Origin of the sequence: Streptomyces sp. KR55 (genome assembly GCF_052245645.1) — a bacterium.
Classification (GTDB): Bacteria; Actinomycetota; Actinomycetes; order Streptomycetales; family Streptomycetaceae; genus Streptomyces; species Streptomyces flavusporus.
Map to the genome: position 1 here is coordinate 1 of NZ_JBQQCE010000136.1, position 21,475 is coordinate 21,475.

At 69.5% G+C, this 21,475-nt stretch carries 23 protein-coding genes and 1 tRNA gene; 9 read left to right on the top strand and 15 right to left on the bottom strand.

Annotation, left to right across the window (positions count from 1 at the left end):
• Positions 1 to 240: 240 nt before the first annotated feature.
• Both ACTWQJ_RS20940 and ACTWQJ_RS20945 read right to left on the bottom strand, forming a co-directional pair.
• On the bottom strand, positions 241 to 729 hold the full coding sequence (locus tag ACTWQJ_RS20940) for a DUF2267 domain-containing protein (protein WP_443308146.1): 489 nt from the start codon (positions 727 to 729) through the stop codon (positions 241 to 243).
• Positions 730 to 838: 109 nt separating this feature from the next.
• Complete coding sequence (locus ACTWQJ_RS20945; protein ID WP_443308162.1) at positions 839 to 1,258, bottom strand: Hsp20/alpha crystallin family protein; 420 nt, start codon at positions 1,256 to 1,258, stop codon at positions 839 to 841.
• A gap of 160 nt (positions 1,259 to 1,418) precedes the next feature.
• Here ACTWQJ_RS20945 and ACTWQJ_RS20950 point away from each other — a divergent pair, with 160 nt between their 5' ends.
• Both ACTWQJ_RS20950 and ACTWQJ_RS20955 read left to right on the top strand, forming a co-directional pair.
• On the top strand, positions 1,419 to 1,721 hold the full coding sequence (locus ACTWQJ_RS20950; RefSeq protein WP_443308147.1) for a hypothetical protein: 303 nt from the start codon (positions 1,419 to 1,421) through the stop codon (positions 1,719 to 1,721).
• A 154-nt stretch (positions 1,722 to 1,875) separates the two neighbouring features.
• Positions 1,876 to 3,324: an alginate lyase family protein gene (locus ACTWQJ_RS20955; protein ID WP_443308163.1), complete on the top strand. Its 1,449-nt coding sequence runs from the start codon at positions 1,876 to 1,878 to the stop codon at positions 3,322 to 3,324.
• Between the two features lie 154 nt (positions 3,325 to 3,478).
• Here ACTWQJ_RS20955 and ACTWQJ_RS20960 read toward each other — a convergent pair whose 3' ends face one another.
• The gene (locus tag ACTWQJ_RS20960) at positions 3,479 to 4,870 is read right to left on the bottom strand and encodes a DUF445 domain-containing protein (protein WP_443308164.1); all 1,392 of its coding nucleotides are present in this window, start codon (positions 4,868 to 4,870) and stop codon (positions 3,479 to 3,481) included.
• Between the two features lie 224 nt (positions 4,871 to 5,094).
• Here ACTWQJ_RS20960 and ACTWQJ_RS20965 point away from each other — a divergent pair, with 224 nt between their 5' ends.
• Complete coding sequence (locus tag ACTWQJ_RS20965) at positions 5,095 to 6,426, top strand: SGNH/GDSL hydrolase family protein (protein WP_443308148.1); 1,332 nt, start codon at positions 5,095 to 5,097, stop codon at positions 6,424 to 6,426.
• 108 nt (positions 6,427 to 6,534) lie between these two features.
• Here ACTWQJ_RS20965 and ACTWQJ_RS20970 read toward each other — a convergent pair whose 3' ends face one another.
• The 4 genes from ACTWQJ_RS20970 to ACTWQJ_RS20985 all read right to left on the bottom strand — a co-directional run bounded on the left by ACTWQJ_RS20970 (position 6,535) and on the right by ACTWQJ_RS20985 (position 10,015).
• A complete protein-coding gene (locus tag ACTWQJ_RS20970) occupies positions 6,535 to 7,341 on the bottom strand; it encodes a DUF1707 SHOCT-like domain-containing protein (protein ID WP_443308149.1) in 807 nt (268 codons plus the stop codon).
• Positions 7,342 to 7,412: 71 nt separating this feature from the next.
• Positions 7,413 to 8,384: an ABC transporter ATP-binding protein gene (locus ACTWQJ_RS20975; RefSeq protein ID WP_443308150.1), complete on the bottom strand. Its 972-nt coding sequence runs from the start codon at positions 8,382 to 8,384 to the stop codon at positions 7,413 to 7,415.
• Between the two features lie 4 nt (positions 8,385 to 8,388).
• Positions 8,389 to 9,153, bottom strand: coding sequence for an ABC transporter permease (locus tag ACTWQJ_RS20980; protein WP_443308165.1), 765 nt, complete (start codon positions 9,151 to 9,153; stop codon positions 8,389 to 8,391).
• 49 nt (positions 9,154 to 9,202) lie between these two features.
• Positions 9,203 to 10,015: an ABC transporter permease gene (locus tag ACTWQJ_RS20985; RefSeq protein ID WP_443308166.1), complete on the bottom strand. Its 813-nt coding sequence runs from the start codon at positions 10,013 to 10,015 to the stop codon at positions 9,203 to 9,205.
• 227 nt (positions 10,016 to 10,242) lie between these two features.
• Between ACTWQJ_RS20985 and ACTWQJ_RS20990 the strand changes: the two genes are divergently transcribed.
• Positions 10,243 to 12,633, top strand: a complete 2,391-nt coding sequence (locus ACTWQJ_RS20990) for a transglycosylase domain-containing protein (protein WP_443308151.1) — start codon at positions 10,243 to 10,245, stop codon at positions 12,631 to 12,633.
• Between the two features lie 60 nt (positions 12,634 to 12,693).
• On the opposite strand, the gene ACTWQJ_RS20995 is transcribed toward ACTWQJ_RS20990, so the two are convergent.
• Together ACTWQJ_RS20995 and ACTWQJ_RS21000 are read right to left on the bottom strand one after the other, a co-directional pair.
• Positions 12,694 to 13,050 (bottom strand): GroES family chaperonin, encoded by a 357-nt coding sequence (locus ACTWQJ_RS20995; protein ID WP_129799718.1) that lies wholly within the window; start codon positions 13,048 to 13,050, stop codon positions 12,694 to 12,696.
• A 44-nt stretch (positions 13,051 to 13,094) separates the two neighbouring features.
• Positions 13,095 to 13,424, bottom strand: a complete 330-nt coding sequence (locus ACTWQJ_RS21000; protein WP_443308152.1) for a DUF3618 domain-containing protein — start codon at positions 13,422 to 13,424, stop codon at positions 13,095 to 13,097.
• Between the two features lie 94 nt (positions 13,425 to 13,518).
• On the opposite strand from ACTWQJ_RS21000, the gene bcp reads away from it, so the two are divergent.
• Together bcp and ACTWQJ_RS21010 are read left to right on the top strand one after the other, a co-directional pair.
• On the top strand, positions 13,519 to 13,986 hold the full coding sequence (gene bcp / locus ACTWQJ_RS21005; RefSeq protein ID WP_443308153.1) for a thioredoxin-dependent thiol peroxidase: 468 nt from the start codon (positions 13,519 to 13,521) through the stop codon (positions 13,984 to 13,986).
• A 33-nt stretch (positions 13,987 to 14,019) separates the two neighbouring features.
• Positions 14,020 to 14,102, top strand: a tRNA-Leu gene (locus tag ACTWQJ_RS21010).
• A 43-nt stretch (positions 14,103 to 14,145) separates the two neighbouring features.
• Here the strand turns inward: ACTWQJ_RS21010 and rdgB are convergent.
• The 4 genes from rdgB to ACTWQJ_RS21030 form a co-directional block, all read right to left on the bottom strand.
• On the bottom strand, positions 14,146 to 14,748 hold the full coding sequence (rdgB, locus tag ACTWQJ_RS21015; protein WP_443308154.1) for an RdgB/HAM1 family non-canonical purine NTP pyrophosphatase: 603 nt from the start codon (positions 14,746 to 14,748) through the stop codon (positions 14,146 to 14,148).
• A gap of 34 nt (positions 14,749 to 14,782) precedes the next feature.
• Positions 14,783 to 15,184 carry a hypothetical protein gene (locus ACTWQJ_RS21020; RefSeq protein ID WP_443308155.1) on the bottom strand — a complete coding sequence of 134 codons (402 nt, stop codon included), beginning with the start codon at positions 15,182 to 15,184 and terminating at the stop codon, positions 14,783 to 14,785.
• 142 nt (positions 15,185 to 15,326) lie between these two features.
• Positions 15,327 to 16,064, bottom strand: coding sequence for a ribonuclease PH (rph, locus tag ACTWQJ_RS21025; RefSeq protein ID WP_443308156.1), 738 nt, complete (start codon positions 16,062 to 16,064; stop codon positions 15,327 to 15,329).
• 74 nt (positions 16,065 to 16,138) lie between these two features.
• Positions 16,139 to 16,372 carry a glucose PTS transporter subunit EIIB gene (locus ACTWQJ_RS21030; protein ID WP_129799725.1) on the bottom strand — a complete coding sequence of 78 codons (234 nt, stop codon included), beginning with the start codon at positions 16,370 to 16,372 and terminating at the stop codon, positions 16,139 to 16,141.
• 184 nt (positions 16,373 to 16,556) lie between these two features.
• On the opposite strand from ACTWQJ_RS21030, the gene ACTWQJ_RS21035 reads away from it, so the two are divergent.
• Together ACTWQJ_RS21035 and ACTWQJ_RS21040 are read left to right on the top strand one after the other, a co-directional pair.
• Complete coding sequence (locus ACTWQJ_RS21035) at positions 16,557 to 17,843, top strand: PTS transporter subunit EIIC (protein ID WP_443308157.1); 1,287 nt, start codon at positions 16,557 to 16,559, stop codon at positions 17,841 to 17,843.
• 172 nt (positions 17,844 to 18,015) lie between these two features.
• Complete coding sequence (locus tag ACTWQJ_RS21040) at positions 18,016 to 19,281, top strand: PTS transporter subunit EIIC (protein ID WP_443308158.1); 1,266 nt, start codon at positions 18,016 to 18,018, stop codon at positions 19,279 to 19,281.
• 110 nt (positions 19,282 to 19,391) lie between these two features.
• Here ACTWQJ_RS21040 and ACTWQJ_RS21045 read toward each other — a convergent pair whose 3' ends face one another.
• Positions 19,392 to 20,144: an MBL fold metallo-hydrolase gene (locus tag ACTWQJ_RS21045; RefSeq protein ID WP_443308159.1), complete on the bottom strand. Its 753-nt coding sequence runs from the start codon at positions 20,142 to 20,144 to the stop codon at positions 19,392 to 19,394.
• Between the two features lie 206 nt (positions 20,145 to 20,350).
• On the opposite strand from ACTWQJ_RS21045, the gene ACTWQJ_RS21050 reads away from it, so the two are divergent.
• Positions 20,351 to 20,803, top strand: a complete 453-nt coding sequence (locus tag ACTWQJ_RS21050) for a type II toxin-antitoxin system PemK/MazF family toxin (protein ID WP_443308160.1) — start codon at positions 20,351 to 20,353, stop codon at positions 20,801 to 20,803.
• Between the two features lie 4 nt (positions 20,804 to 20,807).
• On the opposite strand, the gene ACTWQJ_RS21055 is transcribed toward ACTWQJ_RS21050, so the two are convergent.
• Positions 20,808 to 21,475 (bottom strand): PLP-dependent cysteine synthase family protein (locus ACTWQJ_RS21055; protein ID WP_443308161.1); only part of this gene is annotated, 668 nt, incomplete at its 5' end.

The window sequence follows — 21,475 nt, forward strand, 5'->3', positions numbered from 1 at the left end:
AAGCCGCGACCGCGCCCCGTCCGTGCAGATCCCGATGGTCTGGCCGCCTCCACTGTCGTACGGCGAAACCCGCGCCGAATCCGCCCGTCTGCTGCCCGGCTCGACCCTGCGCCGCCTGCTGTTCTGGCGGTATCTGCTGGTGTACCGGGCTTGAGGGATGTCTCTTCGCGGGGGCGCCGCCCGCAGCAGCGATCGCCCCCGCCAAGTCCAGGGCGGGGGCGACGGATTCTGTCCTGTTCGTCAGCCCTTCGGGCCCAGGTCCGCCCGGCCGAACAACAGGGCGTAGCCCGGCGGGAGTTGCTTCAGGATGCGGTCGGTCAGGGGGTCGCCGATCAGGGGTGGCAGGACGCTCAGGACCGAGCTCACGTCCCAGCGGGCCGTGGCCGGGGTGGCGCCCTCGATGCGGGCTGCCACCGAGTCGACGAACTCCGCTGCCGTCAGGGGGCGGGTCGCCGCGATCTGGGAGGCGATGACATCAGCCGCCTCTTCCGGGAGGGCTCGGGCCAGGGCCACTCGTTCGTCGCCCGTGACGTGGCCGCCCAGGGTGGAGAGGACGATGCGGGTGATGCGTTCGGCTTCCGCGCTCGTCGTGTACCGGCCCGCGTCCCGTACCGCCTCGACCAGGGCCGTCCAGCCGTCGCTCGCCGGGCGGCGCCGCGGTGCCGGTGCGGGGTGGGGGTTGGTGACGGGTGCGGGCGTCGTCGGGGTCGGCACCGTCGTCCTGGTCATCGTGCGACTCCTCCTCCGGTCCGATGGGTCCGATGGGCACAGGGGACGCGTCCCGCGGACGGCATACGGCGTACGGGGTCCGCGGGACGCTCTGCGTCGGCTGCGGCGGTCAGCTGCTGATCTGCTTGCGGCTGTCACCGCCGGTGATCTGGATGCGGCGCGGCTTCGCCTGCTCCGCCACGGGGATGCGCAGGGTCAGGACGCCGGCTTCGTACGAGGCGTCGATGCGTTCCGTGTCGAGCGTGTCGCCGAGGAAGAGCTGGCGGGTGAAGCTGCCCGTGGGGCGCTCGGCGACGATCATTTCCGCGCCCTCGGGGGCGGGGGAACGGCGCTCGGCGCGGACGTTCAGGACGTTGCGTTCGACGTCCAGCTCGATCGTCTCGGGGTCGATGCCGGGCAGGTCGAAGTGGACGAGGAAGTCGTCCCCGGCCCGGTAGGCGTCCATCGGCATCGCGGCTGGGCGGGTGGGGCCGAAGAGCTGCTGCGCGAGTCGGTCGAACTCACGGAACGGGTCGGTGCGCATGAGCATCACGGGTCACTCCTTTCCTGAAGGGGCTGGGGTGCGATGCCCTACGGCTTCTTATATAGCTCCGGGGATAAAACTTGACAAGCCCCGACTCAGGTTCAGTGCTGCGGTGCAGGTGAGCGTTAGCCTCGGTGCAGCAGACCCTCGTACGCAGGAGGCACGGATGGCCAGGATTCCCAGCGCACTCGTCGCCGCGAGCGGGCTCGTCGGTGGGTACGGCGTCGCCCGCTGGACGAAGAAGCGGCAGCTCGGCGGGGCCGTACTGGCCGTCGCGGGGGCCGCGGCAGCGCAGCAGTGGCGGGAGCGGGCCGGCGGGAAGGCCGCGGGGGCGCTGACCGCCGCGTACGTCACCGCCTTCGGTGCGTCCCATCCGCTGGCCAAGAAGGTGGGCGCCTGGCCCGCCGTGTTCGGGGTGGCGGGGGCCGTTGCCCTCGCGTCCTGGGCCGTCGCCGACCGGCGGGCGTGAGCCCTGGATCCCTACGGCCACCGCGCCGACCGGCGGGCGCCCCAGTTTTTGTTATCGCCCCCGCCCCCGCACGTCTCCTCACCGTCCCCGCGCAAGCACGCCACCGACGACGTTGAGGTACGACGACGTGACACGACAGATCAGCCGACGGACCATGTTCAAGGCAACCGGTGCCGCAGCCGGAGCCGTCGGCATGAGTACGGTCCTCGCGCCGGCCCCCGCGACCGCCGCCCCCGCCGCCTTCGCCCACCCGGGCCTCCTGCACACCCGCGCCGACCTGGACCGTATGGCCGCGAAGGTCAAGGCGGGCGCCGCGCCCTACACCGCCGGGTTCGCCAAGCTGACCGCCAACCGGCATGCACAGAGCGGCTGGACGGCCAACCCGCAGGCCACCGTCTACCGAGGGGCGGGCAGCCCGCAGAACTACACGATCCTCTACAACGACATCCACGCCGCCTACCAGAACGCCCTGCGCGCACACGTCTCCGGCGACACCGCGCACGCCGACACCGCGGTCGCCATCCTCAACGCGTGGTCGGCGAAACTGACGTCGATCAGCGGCTCCGCCGACCGGTTCCTCGCCGCCGGCATCTACGGCTACCAGTTCGCCAACGCCGCCGAACTCGTCCGTGACCACGACGGGTTCGAGCTTGCGCGGTTCCAGAAGATGATGCGGGAGGTGTTCCTTCCGCTCAGTGACGACTTCCTCGTCAATCACAACGGCGCCTACGTCACCAACTACTGGACCAACTGGGACCTCACCGCGATGGCCTGCGTCCTGGCCACCGGGATCTTCTGCGACGACCGGGATGCAGTCGACCGGGCCGTCGAGTACTTCAAGAACGGCGCCGGTCTGGGGTCCATCAAGAACGCCATCCCCGTGGTGCACGACGACGGGCTCGCCGAGTGGGTCGAGGCCGGGCGGGATCAGGGGCATGCGCTGCTCGGGATCGGGCTGATGGGGACGTTCTGCGAGATGGCGTGGAACCAGGGGGTCGACCTGTACGGGTACGACGACAACCGGTTCCTCAAGGGGGCGCAGTACGTGGCCAAGTGGAGCCTCGGCGGGGATGTGCCGTATACCGCGAACACGCGCAAGAAGGGGGCGATCAACGGGTGGTCCGGGTCCGAGACGGCGAGTGAGGCTGCGGGGGTTGATCCGGCGATGACTCGTCCGATCTGGGCGATGATCGCTAACCACTACACCAAGCGGCGGGGGCTGGATGCGTCGTACGTCACGCAGATTGCCGCCAAGGCTGCGCCTGAGGGGGGTGGAGGGGACTACGGGCCCAACAGTGGGGGGTACGACCAGTTGGGGTTCGGGACGTTGGCGTTCACTCGGGATCGGGGGGAGGTTGGGGCGTCCTCCTCGCCTACGCCTACGCCGGGCGGTACAGCGTCCGAGGCGGCGTCCTCGGCTCCCTCCGGGCAGCCGTCGCCGGCCGGCGCATCTCCGTCCGCCTCGGCCGCTGCGGGCGGTGACCTGGCCGCTACCGGCTCCGGGGACGTTGCGGGTTGGGCGGCCGCCACCGGTGTCACCGCCCTCGCGGGCGGGCTGCTTCTGCTGCGCCGCCGGGGGCGTGCGGGCGGCAGGGCTCGATAGGCGCCCGGCGTGGGTGCGGGCGGGTGGGGTTCGCTCGCCCGCACTACGGGGTGCCGCTGCGCCCACCCGTGCCGCCCTGGGGGTCCCCCCTCTGGGGGAGGCACGACTGCCCGCAGCTACGACGGGACGGCGGCGCGGCTGCCCGCAGCTGCGTTCACGCTCCTAGCGCGTGCGTCACCGTGTAGATCAACAACCCCGCCAGTGAGCCCACCACCGTGCCGTTGATGCGGATGAACTGCAGGTCGCGGCCGATGTTGGCCTCGATCTTTTTCGTGGTGTGTTCGGCGTCCCAGCTGGCCACGGTGTCTGTGATCAGGGAGGTGATCTCCTTGCGGTATGTCGTCACGACGTGCACCGCGGCGTCCTCGACCCAGCTGTCGACCTTGCCCTGGATCTTCGGTTCGGTGGCCATGCGGGCGCCCAGCGAGAGGAGGGACGCCCGTACCCGCAGGCGTAGCTCGCTGCGCTCGTCCTCGGCCGCGGCCACGATCATGGAGCGTACAGCGGTCCAGGCGGAGGCGATCAGGTCCTGGACCTCGCCGCGGCCCAGCACCTCGCCCTTGAGCCGCTCCACACGCGCGCGGGTGTCGGTGTCGGACTGCAGGTCGGAGGCGAAGTCGGTGAGGAAGCGGTCGAGGGTGCCGCGCGCCGGGTGGGAGGGCATGTCGCGCATCTCGGTGACGAAGCGCAGCAGCTCCTTGTAGACCCGTTCGCCGACCTTCTTGTCGACGAACCGCGGGGTCCAGCCGGGCGCGCCGCCCTGCACGGCGTCCATGACCTGCTCGTCGTGCAGCACCAGCCAGTCGTGCGCACGGGAGACGACGAGGTCGACGACGCGTTTGTGGCCGCCGTCGAGGACGATCTTCTCCAGCATCTTGCCTATGCCGGGCGCGATCTCCTGGATGTTGGCCCGCCGGGTGATCGCCTCGCCGACCACGGCCTGGACGTCGGAGTCGCGCAGCACGGTCAGGGCGCCTCTGAGGGCCGTCGCCAGCTCGGCGGTGACCCGGTCGGCGTTCTGCGGCTCGGCGAGCCAGGCGCCGAGGCGGCTGCCGATGCCGACGGCGCGCAGCCGCTGTCGTACGACGGCCTCGGAGAGGAAGTTCTCGCCGACGAAGTCGCCCAGCGTGACGCCCAGCTGGTCCTTCTTGGTGGGGATGATCGCGGTGTGCGGGATGGGGATGCCGAGCGGGTGGCGGAAGAGGGCGGTGACCGCGAACCAGTCGGCGAGCGCACCGACCATGCCGGCCTCGGCGGCCGCCGCGACATAGGCCGCCCAGGGGCCTGCGCCCGCGTTCGACGCCCACTTGGCGAGGACGTACACCACGGCCACGAACAGCAGCAGGCCGGTCGCGGTGAGTTTCATCCGGCGCACCCCGCGCTGCTTCTCCTCGTCGGCGGGGCTGAAGGTCGTCATGGCACGGACCGCCGAGGCGGGAACACTGCCGCGAGCTCCGGCGCGGTTACCGGCGGTGTCGGGCTGGGCATGCTGCTTTACGGCAGCTGCTCCGGTTTCACCGTGTTCTTCCGGATTCGTACGGTCCATCCACTCCACCCGTTCACGATCCCCCACAGCAACATTGTCCCTTCCTGACCGACTCCTGGAACGAAGGAAGAGTTCCCGGCGTCCTTCCGGGCGGGGAAGCTCAACTGTGAACTCTCGTGGCCCGAAGGGGGGACCCGGTCAACTTCCCGCAGCTCCATGCCGCATCATGGGGTGATCAACATCGGAGCCCCGGGCTCCATTTCGCCCGAGGAGAAACGCACCGCATGACCAGGCGTCATCACGGTTATGCCTTGCTCAGCGCGATCATCGCTCTGATCGTGGGACTGTCGGTCGCCATCTACGTCGGAGTGGCCTCCGACAACGGCACCGCCCAGCGCACGGTCGCAGGCCCCCGCCCCCACAACTCCGCCGCCCCGGCCTCCACCGGCATCTGGGTCGGCTCCTGGTCGACGTCCCCGGCCGCCGCCGAACCCGGCACCGAGACGGCCGGACTGACCGACCGCTCGGTGCGCAACGTCGTACACGCGAGTGTCGGCGGTACGAGCGCCCGGATCACGCTGTCCAACCTCTACGGCCGGCAGCCGCTGACCATCACCCACGCGACGATCGCCCTCGCCGCCGCCGACGACAGCGCGGCCGCCGCGGCCGACACGATGCGGCGGCTGACGTTCAACGGCACCACCACGGTCGTCGTCCCGGCCGGCCGGCAGGTGGTGAGCGACGCCGCGCGCCTGACCATCCCGCCCGACAGCGACGTCCTGGTCACCACCTACTCCCCCGCCGAGCCCGGGCCGGTCACCGTCCACGCGCATGCGCGCCAGATCTCCTACGCCGCACAGGGCGACTACGCCGAGGACGTCACCGGCGCCCCCTACACCGAACAGGTCGAGTCCTGGCGGTACCTGACCGCGCTGGACGTGCTCAGCAGGGAGTCCGACGGCACCCTGGTCGCCTTCGGCGACTCCCTCACCGAGGGGCACTCCTCGACGGTGGGCGCCAACCTGCGCTGGACCGACGTCCTCGCCCAGCGGCTGCGCGAGGCGGCCGACGCCGGGCAGGACGTGCCCCGCTACGGTGTCGTCAACCAGGGCATCGGCGGCAACCGCGTCCTGACCGGCGGCAACGGCCGGCCCGCAGACAACCCCAGCGGGCTCAACCGTTTCTCCCGGGACGTCCTGGGCCGTACGAACGTCAAGGTCGTCGTCATCGGCCTCGGCGTCAACGACATCCTGCGCAACCCTCCGGTCACCGACCCCGACCAGATCCTCGACGGCCTGCGCACTCTGGTCCGCCAGGCGCACGCCAACGGCATCAAGGTCGTCGGCGCGACCCTGATGCCGTTCCAGGGGCACCGCGGCTATACCGACGCCCGTGAAGCCATACGGCAGGAGATCAACGCCGAGATCCGTTCGGGGCGGGTGTTCGATGCGGTCGTCGACTTCGACGAGGCGCTGCGGGATCCGTACAACCCGCGCAAGTTCCGCTCCGACTATGACTCGGGCGATCATCTGCACCCCAACGACAAGGGGTATGCGCGGATGGCGGAGCAGTTCGACCTCGAGGACCTGAAGGGGGCGGCGCCGGCGCAGCTGTAACGCGTCAATCCGCGGGCAGTCGTGCCGCTGGGGCGGCACGGGTGGGCGCGGGCGGCACCCCGTCAGCGCCGGGCAGCGCATCCCACCCCCGCCCAGCACCAACGCCGCTCAGTCCTCCAGCCGGCGCCGCTTCTCCCGCCGCTCCTCATGCAGGTCGCGCACGAAATCGCGATGCCCCTCGACCATCTTGCGATGCGCCTCCGCGACATCCTCGTGGAACGACGCGTGCAGATCCCGCATCGCAGCCTTGCGCTCCAGCCTCTCCCGCCGCCGTTCCTCCTTCAGCCGCCGCCGCTCGGCCCGGGTCAGCTTCCGTTCCACACCGACCCCGCCCCAGAAGGCGAACCCGGAGACGATCACCCGCGGGGCGCCGGGGTCGCCCGGCACGCCCTCCTCCCGGTGGTCGAAGCCGCCCATGATCCCGATGCCGCGCACCACGACCTCGACGCCGGGCGGCACGATGACGTTCACCCCGCCCATGATCGTGACGCAGTTGATCTCGACCTCGCGGTCGGCGAAGTTCGCCTCGCGCAGATCGATCTCGCCGCCGCCCCAGAAGGCGAAGCTGGTGAACCGCTTCGGCACGGTCCAGCGCCCCTTGCGCTGAAATCCCGACATCACGGCGACACCCCACGTCGACGTGCCCTCGCCGCCGACGATCCGCTCCGCCCAACTCCCGCTCTCCGCAGGCTCCTTGACCAGCGAGACCGAGGGGGCCGGGGCGCCGCCGGCGACCGGCAGGTCGCGGGTGATCGGCGCCAGCTCGCCGTACGTCCGTGCCTGGTACGTCGCCTCCAGCCGTTCCTCGAACTCCGCCATGTCCAGCCGGCCCTCCGCGAGGGCGTCCCGCAGGACCTCGGCAACCCGCTCACGATCGGCGTCGGAGGCACGCAGCTCCGGGGCATCGTCGGTCATGCACAGCAGCGTACGTTTTCCCCGCCCCGGAGACTATGCGCTCAGCGCATCCCCGCCGCCTGCACGGTGCCCTATGCGATCGCCCGGTCCGCGTACATGCGCGCGATCACCGCCTCGATGTCCGGCTCCCGCACCGACAGGTCCACCAGCGGATACTCCGCCGCGATCCGCGCCACCAGCGGCGCCGCGGACTGCGCCGCCGGGAAGGCCAGCCACTGCCGCGGCCCCTCCACCCGTACCACCCGGGCCGGTGCCGGCGCGTCGATCGGCGGCAGCTCGCGCTCCAGGTCCACGACCAGGGTCCGCTCGCTCTCCCCCGCCTCGTGCAGGCCGACCAGCGGGCCGTCGTACATCAGACGGCCGTGGTCGATGACCATCACCCGTGAGCAGAGCTGCTCGATGTCCTGGAGGTCGTGCGTGGTCAGCAGCACCGTCGTCCCGCGCTCGGTGTTCAGCTCGCGCAGGAACTCCCGCACCCTGGCCTTGGAGATGACGTCCAGGCCGATGGTCGGCTCGTCGAGGTAGAGCACCTCGGGGTCGTGCAGCAGGGCGGCCGCGATGTCGCCGCGCATCCGCTGGCCGAGGGAGAGTTGCCGTACCGGCACGTCCAACAGGGCGTCCAGCTGCAGCAGTTCCACGCACTGTTCGAGGTTCGACCGGTAACGGGCGTCCGGGATCCGGTACATGCGGTGCATCAGCTTGTACGAGTCGATCAGCGGCAGGTCCCACCACAGCGTCGTCCGCTGCCCGAACACCACCCCTATGCGGTGCGCGAGCCGCGTCCGCTCACGGGAAGGGTCGATACCGGCCACCCGCAGCCGCCCGCCGCTCGGGGTCAGGATGCCGGTCAGCATCTTGATCGTGGTCGACTTGCCTGCGCCGTTCGGCCCGATGTAGCCGACCATCTCGCCGCGCGCCACCGAGAACGACAGCGAGTCGACGGCCCGCACCTGACGCCGCTCCCACCTGAGGAAACCGGTCTTCTTCCGCACGTCGAAGACCTTCTCGACCCGGTCGAGTTCGATGAAGCCACCACCAGTCAACGGTCTAACTCCCTGTGCTTCGATACGACTTCAGCCCCGCCCGCCACGCCATCCCCGCGAGCGCACAGCACCCCACCGCCACCAGCGGCGGCGAGAACGCCACCCATGTCGGCAGGTCCAGCGGATACGGCCGCCCCAGCACATAACTCGCAGGCAGCCAGTTGACGAAGGCCAGCGGCAGCACGAAGGTCACCCCGCGCACCAGCTCCTTGCCGAACACGGTCGGCGGGTACTGGAGCAGCGTCGTACCGCCGTAGGTGAACGCGTTCTGCACCTCGGAGGCGTCCTGCGCCACGAACTGGAAGGCCGCGCCCCCGACGAACACCGCACAGAAGATCACCGCCCCGCTGACCAGCATCACCGGCATCAGCAGCACCTTCAGCGGCGTCCAGTCGATGTCCACCGTCGCCAGCGCGTAGCCGAGCACCAGCGCCCCCTGGGTGACCCGGCCCAGGCGGCGCAGCCCGAAACGGTCCGCGGCGACCTGCGCGAGCACCGGCGCCGGCCGCACCAGCAGCGTGTCCAGCGTGCCGTCCCGCACCCGGCGCCCCAGCCGGTCCATCGACCCGATCGCCAGGTCGGCCAGCCCGAAAGCGACGCTGGACAGGCCGTACAGGAAAGCGATCTCGGGCAGCGCATAACCGCCGAGCGCCTCCACGCGGGAGAACATCAGCAGGATCGCGACGAAGTCCAGCGACGTCGCCGCGAAGTTGCCGACCGTGGTCATGACGAAGGAGGCCCGGTACGCCATCGTCGAGCGGATCCACATCGCGACGATCAGGCCGTACGCCCGCAGCCCCTCCGCCACCCGGCCGCGCTCACCCACCCTGCACCACCACCCGTCGCGTCGCCGCCGACTGCACCAGCCGCCCCGCCGCCAGCAGCGCAACCGCCCACACACCCTGGAACGCGAACGTGCCCAGCGGATCGGCCCGCCCCAGCAGCACATCCGCCGGCGCCTGCAGCAGCGACGACCACGGCAGCACCCGTACGATCTCGCCCAGCAGCCCCGGGAAGACGTTCAGCGGCAGCAGCATCCCCGAACAGAAGAACCCCAGCAGCCACGCCATCTGCACCACCCCGGTGCCGTCCATCAGCCAGAACGCGCTCAGCGCCACCAGGTACCGGATCCCGAAACTGACCACCATCCCGAACAGCACCGCCAGCAGAAAACCCGCCCACGTCACCGGATCCGACGGCAGCGCGACATCGAAGACCAGCGCCCCGAACGCGAACGGCACCACCCCACGCCCCAGCAGCTGGAACAACGCCCGGCCCAAGTCGCCTGCCAGCCACCACAGTTGGAGGTCGGCCGGCCGGTAGAGGTCGATCGCCACATCACCCGTACGGATACGCTCGATCAACTCGTCCTCGAAGCCGCCACCCCCGATCGAGAGCGTCGACAACAGCGCCTGCCCCAGCCACACATAGGTGACGGCCTGCGCCTGGTCGTACCCGCCGAGCTGCGGCCTCTCCTCCCACAGCGCCAGGTACGTGTAGACGAGGATCAGCCCGAAGACGGTGTTGGTGAACACCCCGGCGACCGTAGCCACCCGGTACGTCGCGTATCGTCGGAAACCTCCCACCGCGACGGCCACGTACAACCGTCCCGCGCCCACACCCACCACCATCCCGACCGCGTCCGGCACCGAAGCGCAGGAGCCTAGTACGCGGCCGATCCCGGCGGCCACGCAATTTCCGGGCAAGACGCGTGCCGGGAACCGGGAACGGAACGCTTGGTGCGAGAGTCTTCAACAGGGGGCGCAGAAGACGTACGAGGGCGTACAGGATCGTACGGGATCGTACGAGGAGAAATTCGTACCGGAACGTACGAGGAAAACAGGAGTCCGTGCACGACATGAGCCACGAGCCGCAGCCGCAGCCGCCGACCCAGGGCGCGACCGGGGACGGCAAGGCCAAGCGGCCCAAGCGCACCGGCTGGCGCCGGATCATCCCCACCTGGCGCATGGTGCTCGGCACCTTCGTCCTCGGCGTCCTGCTGGTGATCGGCCTGTTCTTCCTCGGCTACTCACTGGTCAAGATCCCGCCGGCGAACGCCCTCGCCACCAAGCAGAGCAACGTCTACCTCTACGCAGACGGCTCCCAACTCGCCCGGGACGGCGAGGTCAACCGGGAGAACGTCACCCTCGCCCAGATCTCCAAGGACGCCCAGCACGCCGTACTGGCCGCCGAGGACCGCGACTTCTACACCGAGTCCGCCATCGACCCGAAGGCGATGCTCCGCGCGGCCTGGAACACCGCCACCGGCAAGGGCAAGCAGTCCGGCTCCACGATCACCCAGCAGTACGTCAAGAACTACTACCTCGCCCAGGAACAGACCCTCACCCGCAAGGTGAAGGAGTTCTTCATCTCGATCAAGCTCGATCAGGAGAAGAGCAAGGACGACATCCTGGAGGGCTACCTCAACACCAGCTACTTCGGCCGCAACGCCTACGGCATCCAGGCCGCCGCCCACGCCTACTACGGCATGGACGCCACCGACCTCGACCCCGCCCGCGGCGCCTACCTCGCCGCACTGCTCAACGCGCCCAGCGAGTACGACGTCGTCGCCAACCCGCAGAACAAGCCCGCTGCCGAGGCCCGTTGGAACTACGTCCTCGACGGCATGGTCAAGGAAGGCTGGCTCAGCCGCTCCGAGCGGGCCGGCCTGAAGTTCCCGATGCCGAAGGAGCCCACCGTCTCCACCGGCATGTCCGGGCAGCGCGGCTACGTCGTCGACGCGATCAAGCAGTACCTCACCGAGAACAAGATCGTCGACCGGGACGAGCTCGAAAGGGGCGGCTACCGCATCACCACCACCCTGGAAAAGCCCCGCCAGGACGCCTTCGTCAAAGCCGTGAACGACCAGCTGATGTCCAAGCTCGACACGAAGAACCGCAAGGTCGACACCTACGTCCGCGCGGGCGGCGCCGCCGTCGACCCCAAGACCGGCAAGGTCGTCGCCATGTACGGCGGCATCGACTACGTCAAGCAGTACACCAACGGCGCCACCCGCCGGGACTTCCAGGTCGGCTCCACCTTCAAACCGTTCGTGTTCACCTCGGCCGTCGAGAACGACTCCACCACCCGGAACGGCACACCGATCACCCCCAACACGTACTACGACGGGACGAACAAGCGCCCGGTCCAGGGCTGGACCGGCGCCTACGCCCCCGAGAACGAGGACCAGAAGTCGTACGGCGACATCACCGTCCGCGAGGCCACCGACAAGTCCGTCAACGCGGTGTACGCACAGATGGCCGTCGACGTCGGCCCCGACAAGGTCGAACAGACCGCGATCGACCTCGGCCTGCCGTCCGCCACCCCGGACATGGACCCGTACCCGTCGATCGCCCTCGGCGTGGCCACCGCCAGTGTCCTCGACATGGCCGAGGCGTACGCCACCCTCGCCAACCACGGCGAGCACGGCACGTACACCATGATCGAGAAGATCACCAAGGACGGCACCGAGGTGATCGAACTGCCCGCACGCCAGACCCACCAGGCCGTCAGCCGCGAAGCCGCCGACACCACGACGTCCGTCCTGCAGAGCGTCGTCGAGAACGGCACCGCCACCGCCGCCCAGGCCGCCGGCCGCCCGGCCGCGGGCAAGACCGGCACCGCGGAGGAGGACACCGCCGCCTGGTTCGCCGGCTACACCCCCGACCTCGCCACCGTCGTCGCCGTCATGGGCCAGGACCCCGTCACGGCCGACCACATGCCGCTCTACGGCGCGATGGGCCTGGACCGCGTCAACGGCGGCGGCGCGCCCGCCGACATCTGGGCCCAGTTCACCAAGGACGCCCTCGAAGGCACCCCGCCCACCGACTTCAACCTCCAGCTCCAGGACGGCGCCGAGGAATGGGACCTGCCCGAGATCCCGCCCTCCCAGAACCCCGGCACCGACACCCCCACCGACGGTGCCACACCGAGCGACGACGCCGACCAGGAGAGCCCGGACGAGACCCCGGGCGACACGACCACCGACGGCGGAACGACCGGCGACGGCGGCACGACGACCGGCGGCACACCCACGGACGGAACGACCGGCGACACCACGACGGGCGGCACCCCCACGGACGGGGGCACGACAACCGACGGCGGCACCACGACCGACGGCGGAACCACCACGGGCGGCGGCGACACGACCACGGGCGGCACGACCGGCGGCACGACGGGAGGCACCACCGGCGGCGGAACGACGACGGGCTCCGCGAACGCGGGCCCGCAGTACACGATCAGACTCTGAGCGAACCGTGAACGAAAAGAGGCTGGTGACAACAGTCACCAGCCTCTGACAGGTGCGGACCTACAGGTACAGCCCGGTCGAATCCTCCGACCCCTCGAACCGGTCCGCCGCCACTGCATGCAGGTCGCGCTCGCGCATCAGCACATACGCGATACCCCGCACCTCCACCTCGGCACGGTCCTCCGGGTCGTACAGCACCCGGTCGCCCGGCTCGACGGTCCGTACGTTCTGCCCCACCGCGACAACCTCCGCCCACGCCAGCCGACGGCCCACGGCCGCCGTGGCGGGAATCAGGATGCCGCCACCGGAACGCCGCTCGCCCTCGCTGGTGTCCTGCCGCACGAGCACACGGTCGTGCAGCATCCGGATGGGCAGCTTGTCGGGATGGGTGCTGTGGTCGTTTCTGTTGGAGCTCACGCCTTTGAACCTACCTGCCATCGAAGCGTTCGTCCGCGGGAGGGTCAGCGGTTCCGCCGCCGGGTACCCAGCACGAGCAGCCCCACGACCCCGACGGCCACGAGCGCGACGGGCAGCACACGCTCCATCCGAGGCGCGCCCTCCTCATCGACGAACTGCCCCTTCACATCACTCACCACCCGGTTGACCTGCACATATGCCCGCCCGAGGGTGTGATCGACATTCGACACGACCTTGGCCTTGGCGTCCCCGACGATCGTCTTCGGATGCACCCGCACCCCGATCTCGTCGAGCGTCTCGGCCAGCCTCTCGCGGCGGTGCCTGATGTCCGCCTCGATCTGCGCCGGGGTTCTGGTGTCCGACGTGTCCGCCACCGTACGGCCTCCGAAGTCTGCTGATGCTTGTTCCGGACAGTCTGTCAGTTCTTCGGGCGACCGCACCGTCAGGACCCCCGGTTACGCTAGCCCGATGAGTGAGCGACTCCAGCCCGGGGACGTGGCCCCCGCCTTCACCCTCCCCGACGCCGACGGCAACGAGATCTCCCTGTCGGACCACAAGGGCCGCAAGGTCATCGTCTACTTCTACCCGGCCGCCCTGACCCCCGGCTGCACGAAGCAGGCCTGCGACTTCACCGACAACCTCGACGTCCTGGCCGCCGCCGGCTACGACGTCATCGGCATCTCGCCGGACAAGCCCGAGAAGCTGGCGAAGTTCCGCGAGAAGGAATCCCTGAAGATCACCCTGGCCGGCGACCCCGACAAGACCGTCATCGAGGCCTACGGCGCCTACGGCGAGAAGAAGAACTACGGCAAGACGTACATGGGCGTCATCCGCTCCACGGTCGTCGTCGACGAGGAGGGCAAGGTCGAGCGCGCGCTCTACAACGTGCGGGCGACGGGTCACGTGGCCAAGATCATCAAGGATCTGGGCATCTGAGGGAACTGCCCGGCCGGTAGCATGGGCGGGCACGCGGCCGTTGCTGAATGGTATAAGCAGAGGTTTTAGGTGCCTCGGGGCATTTGCCCATGTGGGTTCGACTCCCATCGGCCGCACGCGCGTAGGGGCCGTCCAGCTGGACGGCCCCTCTTGCGGTCCTCAGCCCAACAACTCCCGCACCACCGGCACCAACGCCCGGAACGCCTTCCCCCGATGGCTGATCGCGTTCTTCTCCTCCGGGCTCAGCTCCGCGCACGTCCGCGTCTCACCCTCCGGCTGGAGGATCGGGTCGTAGCCGAAGCCGCCTGTGCCAGCGGGGGCGTGGCGCAGCACCCCCCGCAACTGTCCCTCGACCACCCGCTCCGTGCCGTCCGGCAGGGCCAGCGCCGCCGCGCAGGCGAAGTGGGCCCCCCGATGCTCGTCGGCGATGTCGGCCAGCTGGGCCAGGAGCAGTTCCAGGTTGGCCTTGTCGTCGCCGTGGCGGCCTGACCAGCGGGCGGAGAAGATGCCGGGGGCGCCGTTCAGGACGTCGACGCAGAGGCCTGAGTCGTCGGCGACGGCGGGGAGGCCGGTGGCCTGGGCCAGGGCGTGGGCCTTCAGGAGGGCGTTTTCGGCGAAGGTGACGCCTGTTTCCTTGACGTCGGGGATGCCGGGGTAGGCGTCCGCGCCGACGAGGTCGTGCGGGAGACCTGCGTCGGCGAGGATGGCCTTCAGTTCGGTGATCTTTCCGGCGTTGCGGGTGGCGAGGATCAAGCGGGTCATGCCCCTCAGTATCCCGGCCTCGCTGTCGCGCTGGTTACGGCGTGCAGACCTTGGTCAGTTCGCCGGCCGCGTCCGTGACGGGGCTGATGTCGGGGGTCTCGTCGCCGTTCTCGATGGCGGTGCGGACGTTGGTGACGGCCTTCTCGAGGTCGTCGACCGCCTTGTTGACGTCGGCGTTGTCGGTCTTGTCGCCGATTTCGCCGAGGTTCTGCTCGATGGAGTCGAGGGATTCGTCGAGCTGGGTCGGGTCGTTGGCCGCGTTGTCGACGGCCTGCTGGAGGTCGGTGACGCTGTCGGCGATGGCGTCGGCGGTCTGGACGCAGTCGAGTGCCTTGTCGACGGCGTCGCAGCCGGTGGTCAGTCCGGCGGTCAGCGCCATCGCCGCCAGGGTGGTGGCGACGGCGGCGGTACGGCGTCGGCGGCGGCTCGCGGCCATGGAACGGTCCCTCCCTTGGTTGGGCCCGACGGGCCCGGTCAGCTGGCCGGGCGCACAGGGATGAGCCGTGCGCCCGTATCTCTTCAGACGCGGTGGCGGTGGGCGTGGTTGCCCGCTCCGACCACGTGTCTTGGTACGCCCTTTACTTTTCGACGGGGGTTTCGAGCGCGGCGCGCTGCAGTGCTGCCAGTTCGGTGCAGCCGGCGACGGCGAGGTCGAGCAGGGCGTTGAGTTCATCGCGGGCGAAGGGTTCGGCTTCGGCGGTGCCCTGGACTTCGACGAAGCGTCCGTCGCCGGTGCAGACGACGTTCATGTCGGTCTCGGCGCGGACGTCTTCCTCGTAGCAGAGGTCGAGCAGCGGGATGCCGCCGACGATGCCGACGGAGACGGCAGAGACGGTGCCGGTGAGCGGGTTGCGGCCGGGCTTGACGAGCTTTTTCTTCTGCGCCCAGGACACGGCGTCGGCGAGGGCGACGTAGGCGCCGGTGATGGCGGCGGTGCGGGTGCCGCCGTCGGCCTGGAGTACGTCGCAGTCGAGGACGATGGTGTTCTCGCCGAGGGCCTTGTAGTCGATGACGGCGCGCAGGGAGCGGCCGATGAGGCGGGAGATCTCGTGTGTACGGCCGCCGATCTTGCCCTTGACCGATTCGCGGTCGCCGCGGGTGTTGGTGGAGCGGGGCAGCATGGCGTATTCGGCGGTGACCCAGCCTTCGCCGCTGCCTTTGCGCCAGCGCGGGACGCCTTCGGTGACGGAGGCGGTGCAGAAGACCTTGGTGTCGCCGAAGGAGACGAGGACGGAGCCTTCGGCGTGCTTGCTCCAGCCGCGTTCGATGGTGATCGGGCGAAGTTGTTCGGGGGTGCGGCCGTCGATTCGAGACATGAGGTGAGCCTAGCTCGCTATGACCGAGGGGCCCCTTCCGGTGTGGGAAGGGGCCCCTGAGGGTGAGCGGGTGCTCACATCATGTCTTCGATGTCCGCGGCGACGGGGTCGGCGTCGGTGCCGATGACGACCTGGATGGCGGTGCCCATCTTGACGACGCCGTGGGCGCCGGCTCCCTTGAGTGCGGCGTCGTCGACCAGCGAGGCGTCGGCCACCTCGACGCGCAGCCGTGTGATGCAGCCCTCGACCTCTTCGATGTTGTCGATGCCGCCGAGCCCGGCAACGATCTTCTCAGCCTTGCTGGCCATGTCTTTCTCCCTGATCCGGCCTGGTCCGAAGCGCTATGTCGCAGTAACCCACAGTTGGCCCAGCTTCGCGCGCGGTCATGGTGTGCGTACCGAATGATGGCGTCACGACAGCGGAACCTTCCGCCAACTGGTCTACACCAGCTGGGGGGTGGTCGCCAAACCCGGCCCTTCCGGGAGGAGCCCGATGAGTGCCGACAGCGCTGCCAGTCCCGCCCGTGTGCGCTGGAACCGCCTGTTCCAGGGCTTGCAGAAGATGGGGCGCAGTCTTCAGCTCCCGATTGCGGTGCTGCCGGCTGCGGGCATCCTCAAACGGCTCGGCCAGCCGGACGTGTTCGGCGACGAGGGGCTGGGCTGGACCGATGTCTCGAGGGTGATGGCGGGCGCGGGCGAGGCGCTCCTGGACGCTTCGTTGGGGCTGCCGCTGCTGTTCTGTGTGGGTGTGGCCATCGGCATGGCGAAGAAGGCGGACGGGTCGACGGCGCTCGCGGCGGTTGCCGGGTTCCTCGTCTACTACGAGGTGCTGCGCCAGTTCCCGGAGGACTGTCCGGAGGGTTCGCGGGCGGTGGGCGCCGGCTGCCAGGTGGCGGACGGGACGGTGACCGAGTTCACCTACCCGAATCCGGGGGTGTTCGGCGGCATTGTCATGGGGCTGCTGGCGGCTTTCTTCTGGGCGCGTTTTCACCGTACGAAGCTGGTGGACTGGCTCGGTTTCTTCAACGGGCGTCGGCTGGTGCCGATCATCATGGCGTTCGTGGCGATCGCGTTCGCGGTGCTGTGCCTGTGGATCTGGCCGCCCATCGGTGACGCGCTGGAGAGCTTCAGCGACTGGATGAGCGATCTGGGCGTCTGGGGCGCGGGTGTCTTCGGCGTCGCCAACCGCGCGCTGCTGGTGATCGGCCTGCACCAGTTCCTGAACGTGCCCATCTGGTTCCAGTTCGGCACGTACACCAAGCCCGACGGCACGGTCGTGCACGGCGACATCAACATGTTCCTGAACGGCGACCCGGACGCGGGTCAGTTCACATCGGGGTTCTTCCCGATCATGATGTTCGCGCTGCCGGCCGCCGCGCTGGCGATGACGCACTGTGCGCGGCCGAGCCGCCGCAAGGAGGTCGGTGGGCTGATGCTGTCCACTGCCCTGACGTCGTTCGTCACGGGCATCACCGAGCCGATCGAGTACTCGTTCCTCTTCATCGCGCCGGCGCTCTATGCGATCCACGCGTTACTGACGGGTGTGTCGATGGCGGTGACGTGGGGGCTCGGGGTGCACGACGGGTTCAGCTTCTCGGCCGGTCTGATCGACTACGTCATCAACTGGAATCTGGCGACGAGACCTTGGGCGATCATCCCGATCGGGTTGTGTTTCGCTGCCGTCTATTACGTCGTCTTCCGCTTCGCGATCACCAGGTTCGATCTGAAGACGCCGGGGCGGGAGGCGGAGGAGGAAGTGGAGGACGTCACGAAGGGGTGAGCAACCGAACGGGCGCGGGAATCGCGGGTTCCTTATCTCGCCTTCATCGTGCTACAACAGGTCTACACCACTGAGTGGTGTAGACCCTTGCGGTGTTGCCGCGTGGCATCGCCGGACGCCGCCGTCCCCTTCTCATTGTCCCTGGGCGGCGCCATGCCCACTGGAGGAAGTTGTGACCACGGCCAGCGCCGCTCCCGCGGCCGACAAGAAGAAGGGCTCCGGCGTGATGGCTGTCATGCAGCGCATCGGCCGCAGCCTGATGCTGCCGGTGGCTGTCCTGCCCGCCGCCGCCCTCCTGGTCCGGCTCGGCAACGAAGACATGCTGGGCCGTCCGGAGTTCCCCGCGTTCCTCACGAAGATCGCGGGCTTCATGGCGGCCGGCGGCAACGCGATCCTCGACAACATGGCGCTGCTGTTCGCCGTGGGCATCGCGATCGGCTTCGCGAAGAAGTCGGACGGTTCGACGGCGCTCGCTGCGGTCGTCGGCTACCTCGTCTTCCAGAAGGTTCTCGCCACCTTCACCGACCCCAACCTCCCCAAGGAGGCCACGGTCGTCGACGGCAAGATCGTCATGGTGGAGAAGGCAGTCAACGCCGGTGTCCTCGGCGGCGTGGTCATGGGCATCGTCGTCGCCCTCCTCTACCAGCGCTTCTACCGCACCAAGCTGCCGGACTGGGCGGGCTTCTTCGGCGGCCGCCGTCTGATCCCGATCCTGTCGGCCTTCGCGGGTCTGCTCATCGGCATCGTCTTCGGCTACATCTGGCCGGTCCTCGGCGCGGGTCTGCACAACTTCGGTGAGTGGCTGGTCGGTTCGGGGGCGGTCGGCGCCGGTATCTTCGGTGTCGCCAACCGTGCGCTGATCCCGGTCGGCATGCACCACCTGCTCAACTCCTTCCCGTGGCTCCAGGCCGGCGAGTACGAGGGCAAGAACGGCGACATCGCCCGCTTCCTGGCCGGTGACCCGACCGCCGGGCAGTTCATGACCGGCTTCTTCCCGATCATGATGTTCGCGCTGCCGGCCGCCTGCCTGGCGATCGTGCACTGCGCCCGCCCCGAGCGCCGCAAGGTCGTCGGCGGCATGATGCTGTCCCTCGCGCTCACGTCGTTCGTCACGGGCGTCACCGAGCCGATCGAGTTCACGTTCATGTTCATCGCGCCGGTCCTGTACGCGATCCACGCGGTCCTCACGGGTGTGTCGATGGCGCTGACCTGGGCGCTCGGCATGAAGGACGGCTTCGGCTTCTCGGCCGGCGCGATCGACTTCGCGCTCAACCTGGGCATCGCGACCAACCCGTGGGGCCTGGCCCTGGTCGGCCTGTGCTTCGCGGTGGTCTACTACGCGGTCTTCCGCTTCGCGATCACCAAGTTCAACCTCCCCACTCCGGGCCGCGAGTCCGACGAGGAACTGGCGGAACTGCAGAAGGCGGAGGCCAAGTAGCCTCACCCACAACTTCTCCCGCACACCCCGAAGGCTCCCGGAACGCCGTGTTCCGGGAGCCTTCGCGTGTGCGTGCGGGCCCGGGTCGGTGCGTTCGGGCTCGTGCGGGCTCAGATCTCGTACGACTTCCTGGGCACCGCCAGCTCCGCCGGGCCGTCGTAGACCGCGCGGGCGTCGGCCAGGTTGACCTGCGGGTCGGTCCACGGGGGGATGTGGGTGAGCAGCAGCCGGCGGGCGCCTGCCCGGGCGGCCGTCTCGCCCGCCTCGCGGCCGTTGAGGTGCAGGTCGGGGATCTTTTCCTTGCCGTGCGTGAATGCGGCCTCGCACAGGAACAGGTCGACGTCCCGGGCGAGTTCGTCCAGCGCCGTGCTGACGCCCGTGTCGCCGGAGTACGTCAGGGTCCGTCCGCCGTACTCGATGCGGATGCCGTAGGTCTCGACGGGGTGGGCCACCCGCTCGGTGTGGACGGTGAAGGGGCCGATCTCGAAGGTGGACGGCTTGACCGTGTGGAAGTCGAAGACCTCGCTCATCGAGGAGGCCGAGGGGGTGTCGGCGTACGCGGTGGTGAGGCGGTGTTCGGTGCCCTCGGGGCCGTAGACCGGGAGGGGGGCGCAGCGGCCGCCGTCGTGCCGGTAGTAGCGCGCCACGAAGTAGGCGCACATGTCGATGCAGTGGTCGGCGTGCAGATGGCTGAGGAAGATCGCGTCGAGGTCGTAGAGACCGCAGTGGCGCTGCAGCTCGCCCAGGGCGCCGTTGCCCATGTCGAGGAGCAGCCGGAAGCCGTCGGCCTCGACGAGGTAGCTCGAACAGGCCGATTCCGCGGACGGGAACGACCCCGAGCAGCCGACGACGGTGAGCTTCATGAAGCAGAAACCTCCGCTGGCGGATGTGGAGAAAACGGGGGTCGTGCGGTCCGTCGAGCGTAAGGCGCAAAACCGTTGGTCGCTCCTCCACCAAGGGCCGTTGTGGGCGAACTCACCTGTGCTGTCACCGGTTCGGCTGGACGTGGGGCGCATGGGGGTGTGGGACAGGGCGCGCGACCTGATGCGTGCGCCGGTAACGTCATCGTATGGACACGTCCTGGTGGTTGGCACTCGCGGCGGTGATACTGCTCGCGCTCGTTGCCGCGCTCGTCGACGGCTGGGGGCGGCGGCGTCCCGAGGGCCGTCGCACGCGGCCGCCGGGGCGGGCGGAGCGGTCGCGGGCGGCGCAGCGGCCGCGGGCCGCGGAGATCTGGTGGGCGAACGTGCCCTACGAGGACGGTCCCGGCGCGAAGGACCGGCCGTGTCTGGTGCTGGCGGTGCACGGGCGGCGGGCGACGGTCGCGAAGATCACCAGCAGGTTCCACGACGAGCGGGCCGGGGTGATACCGCTGCCGCCGGGTTCGATCGGGGACACCCAGGGCCGGGCGAGTTTCCTGGAGACGGACGAGCTGCGGGAGGTCGCGGTGTGGGACTTCCGGCGGCGGGTGGGGGTGGTGGACCCGGTCCTGTGGGACCAGGTCCGTCACCTTGCAACCTAGGGGGTCAGGCCCAGAGCTGGCCCTGCAGCGTCTCTATGGCCTCTTCCGTCGTGGCCGCGGTGTAGACGCCGGTGGAGAGGTACTTCCAGCCGCCGTCGGCCACGATGAACACGATGTCGGCGCTCTCGCCGGCCTTGATCGCCTTCTTGCCGACGCCGATCGCCGCGTGCAGGGCGGCGCCGGTGGAGACGCCCGCGAAGATGCCCTCCTGCTGGAGGAGTTCCCGGGTGCGGGTGACCGCGTCGGCGGAACCGACCGAGAAGCGGGTGGTGAGGACGGAGGCGTCGTACAGCTCGGGGACGAAGCCCTCGTCGAGGTTGCGCAGGCCGTACACCAGGTCGTCGTAGCGGGGCTCCGCGGCGACGATCTTCACGTCCGGCTTGTGCTCGCGCAGATAGCGGCCGACGCCCATCAGCGTGCCCGTCGTGCCCAGTCCGGCCACGAAGTGGGTGATGGAGGGGAGGTCGGCGAGGATCTCGGGGCCGGTGGTGGCGTAGTGGGCGCCGGCGTTGTCCGGGTTGCCGTACTGGTAGAGCATCACCCAGTCGGGGTGCTCGGCGGACAGCTCCTTGGCGACGCGTACGGCGGTGTTGGAGCCGCCCGCGGCCGGGGAGGAGATGATCTCGGCGCCCCACATGCCGAGCAGGTCCCGGCGTTCCTGGGAGGTGTTCT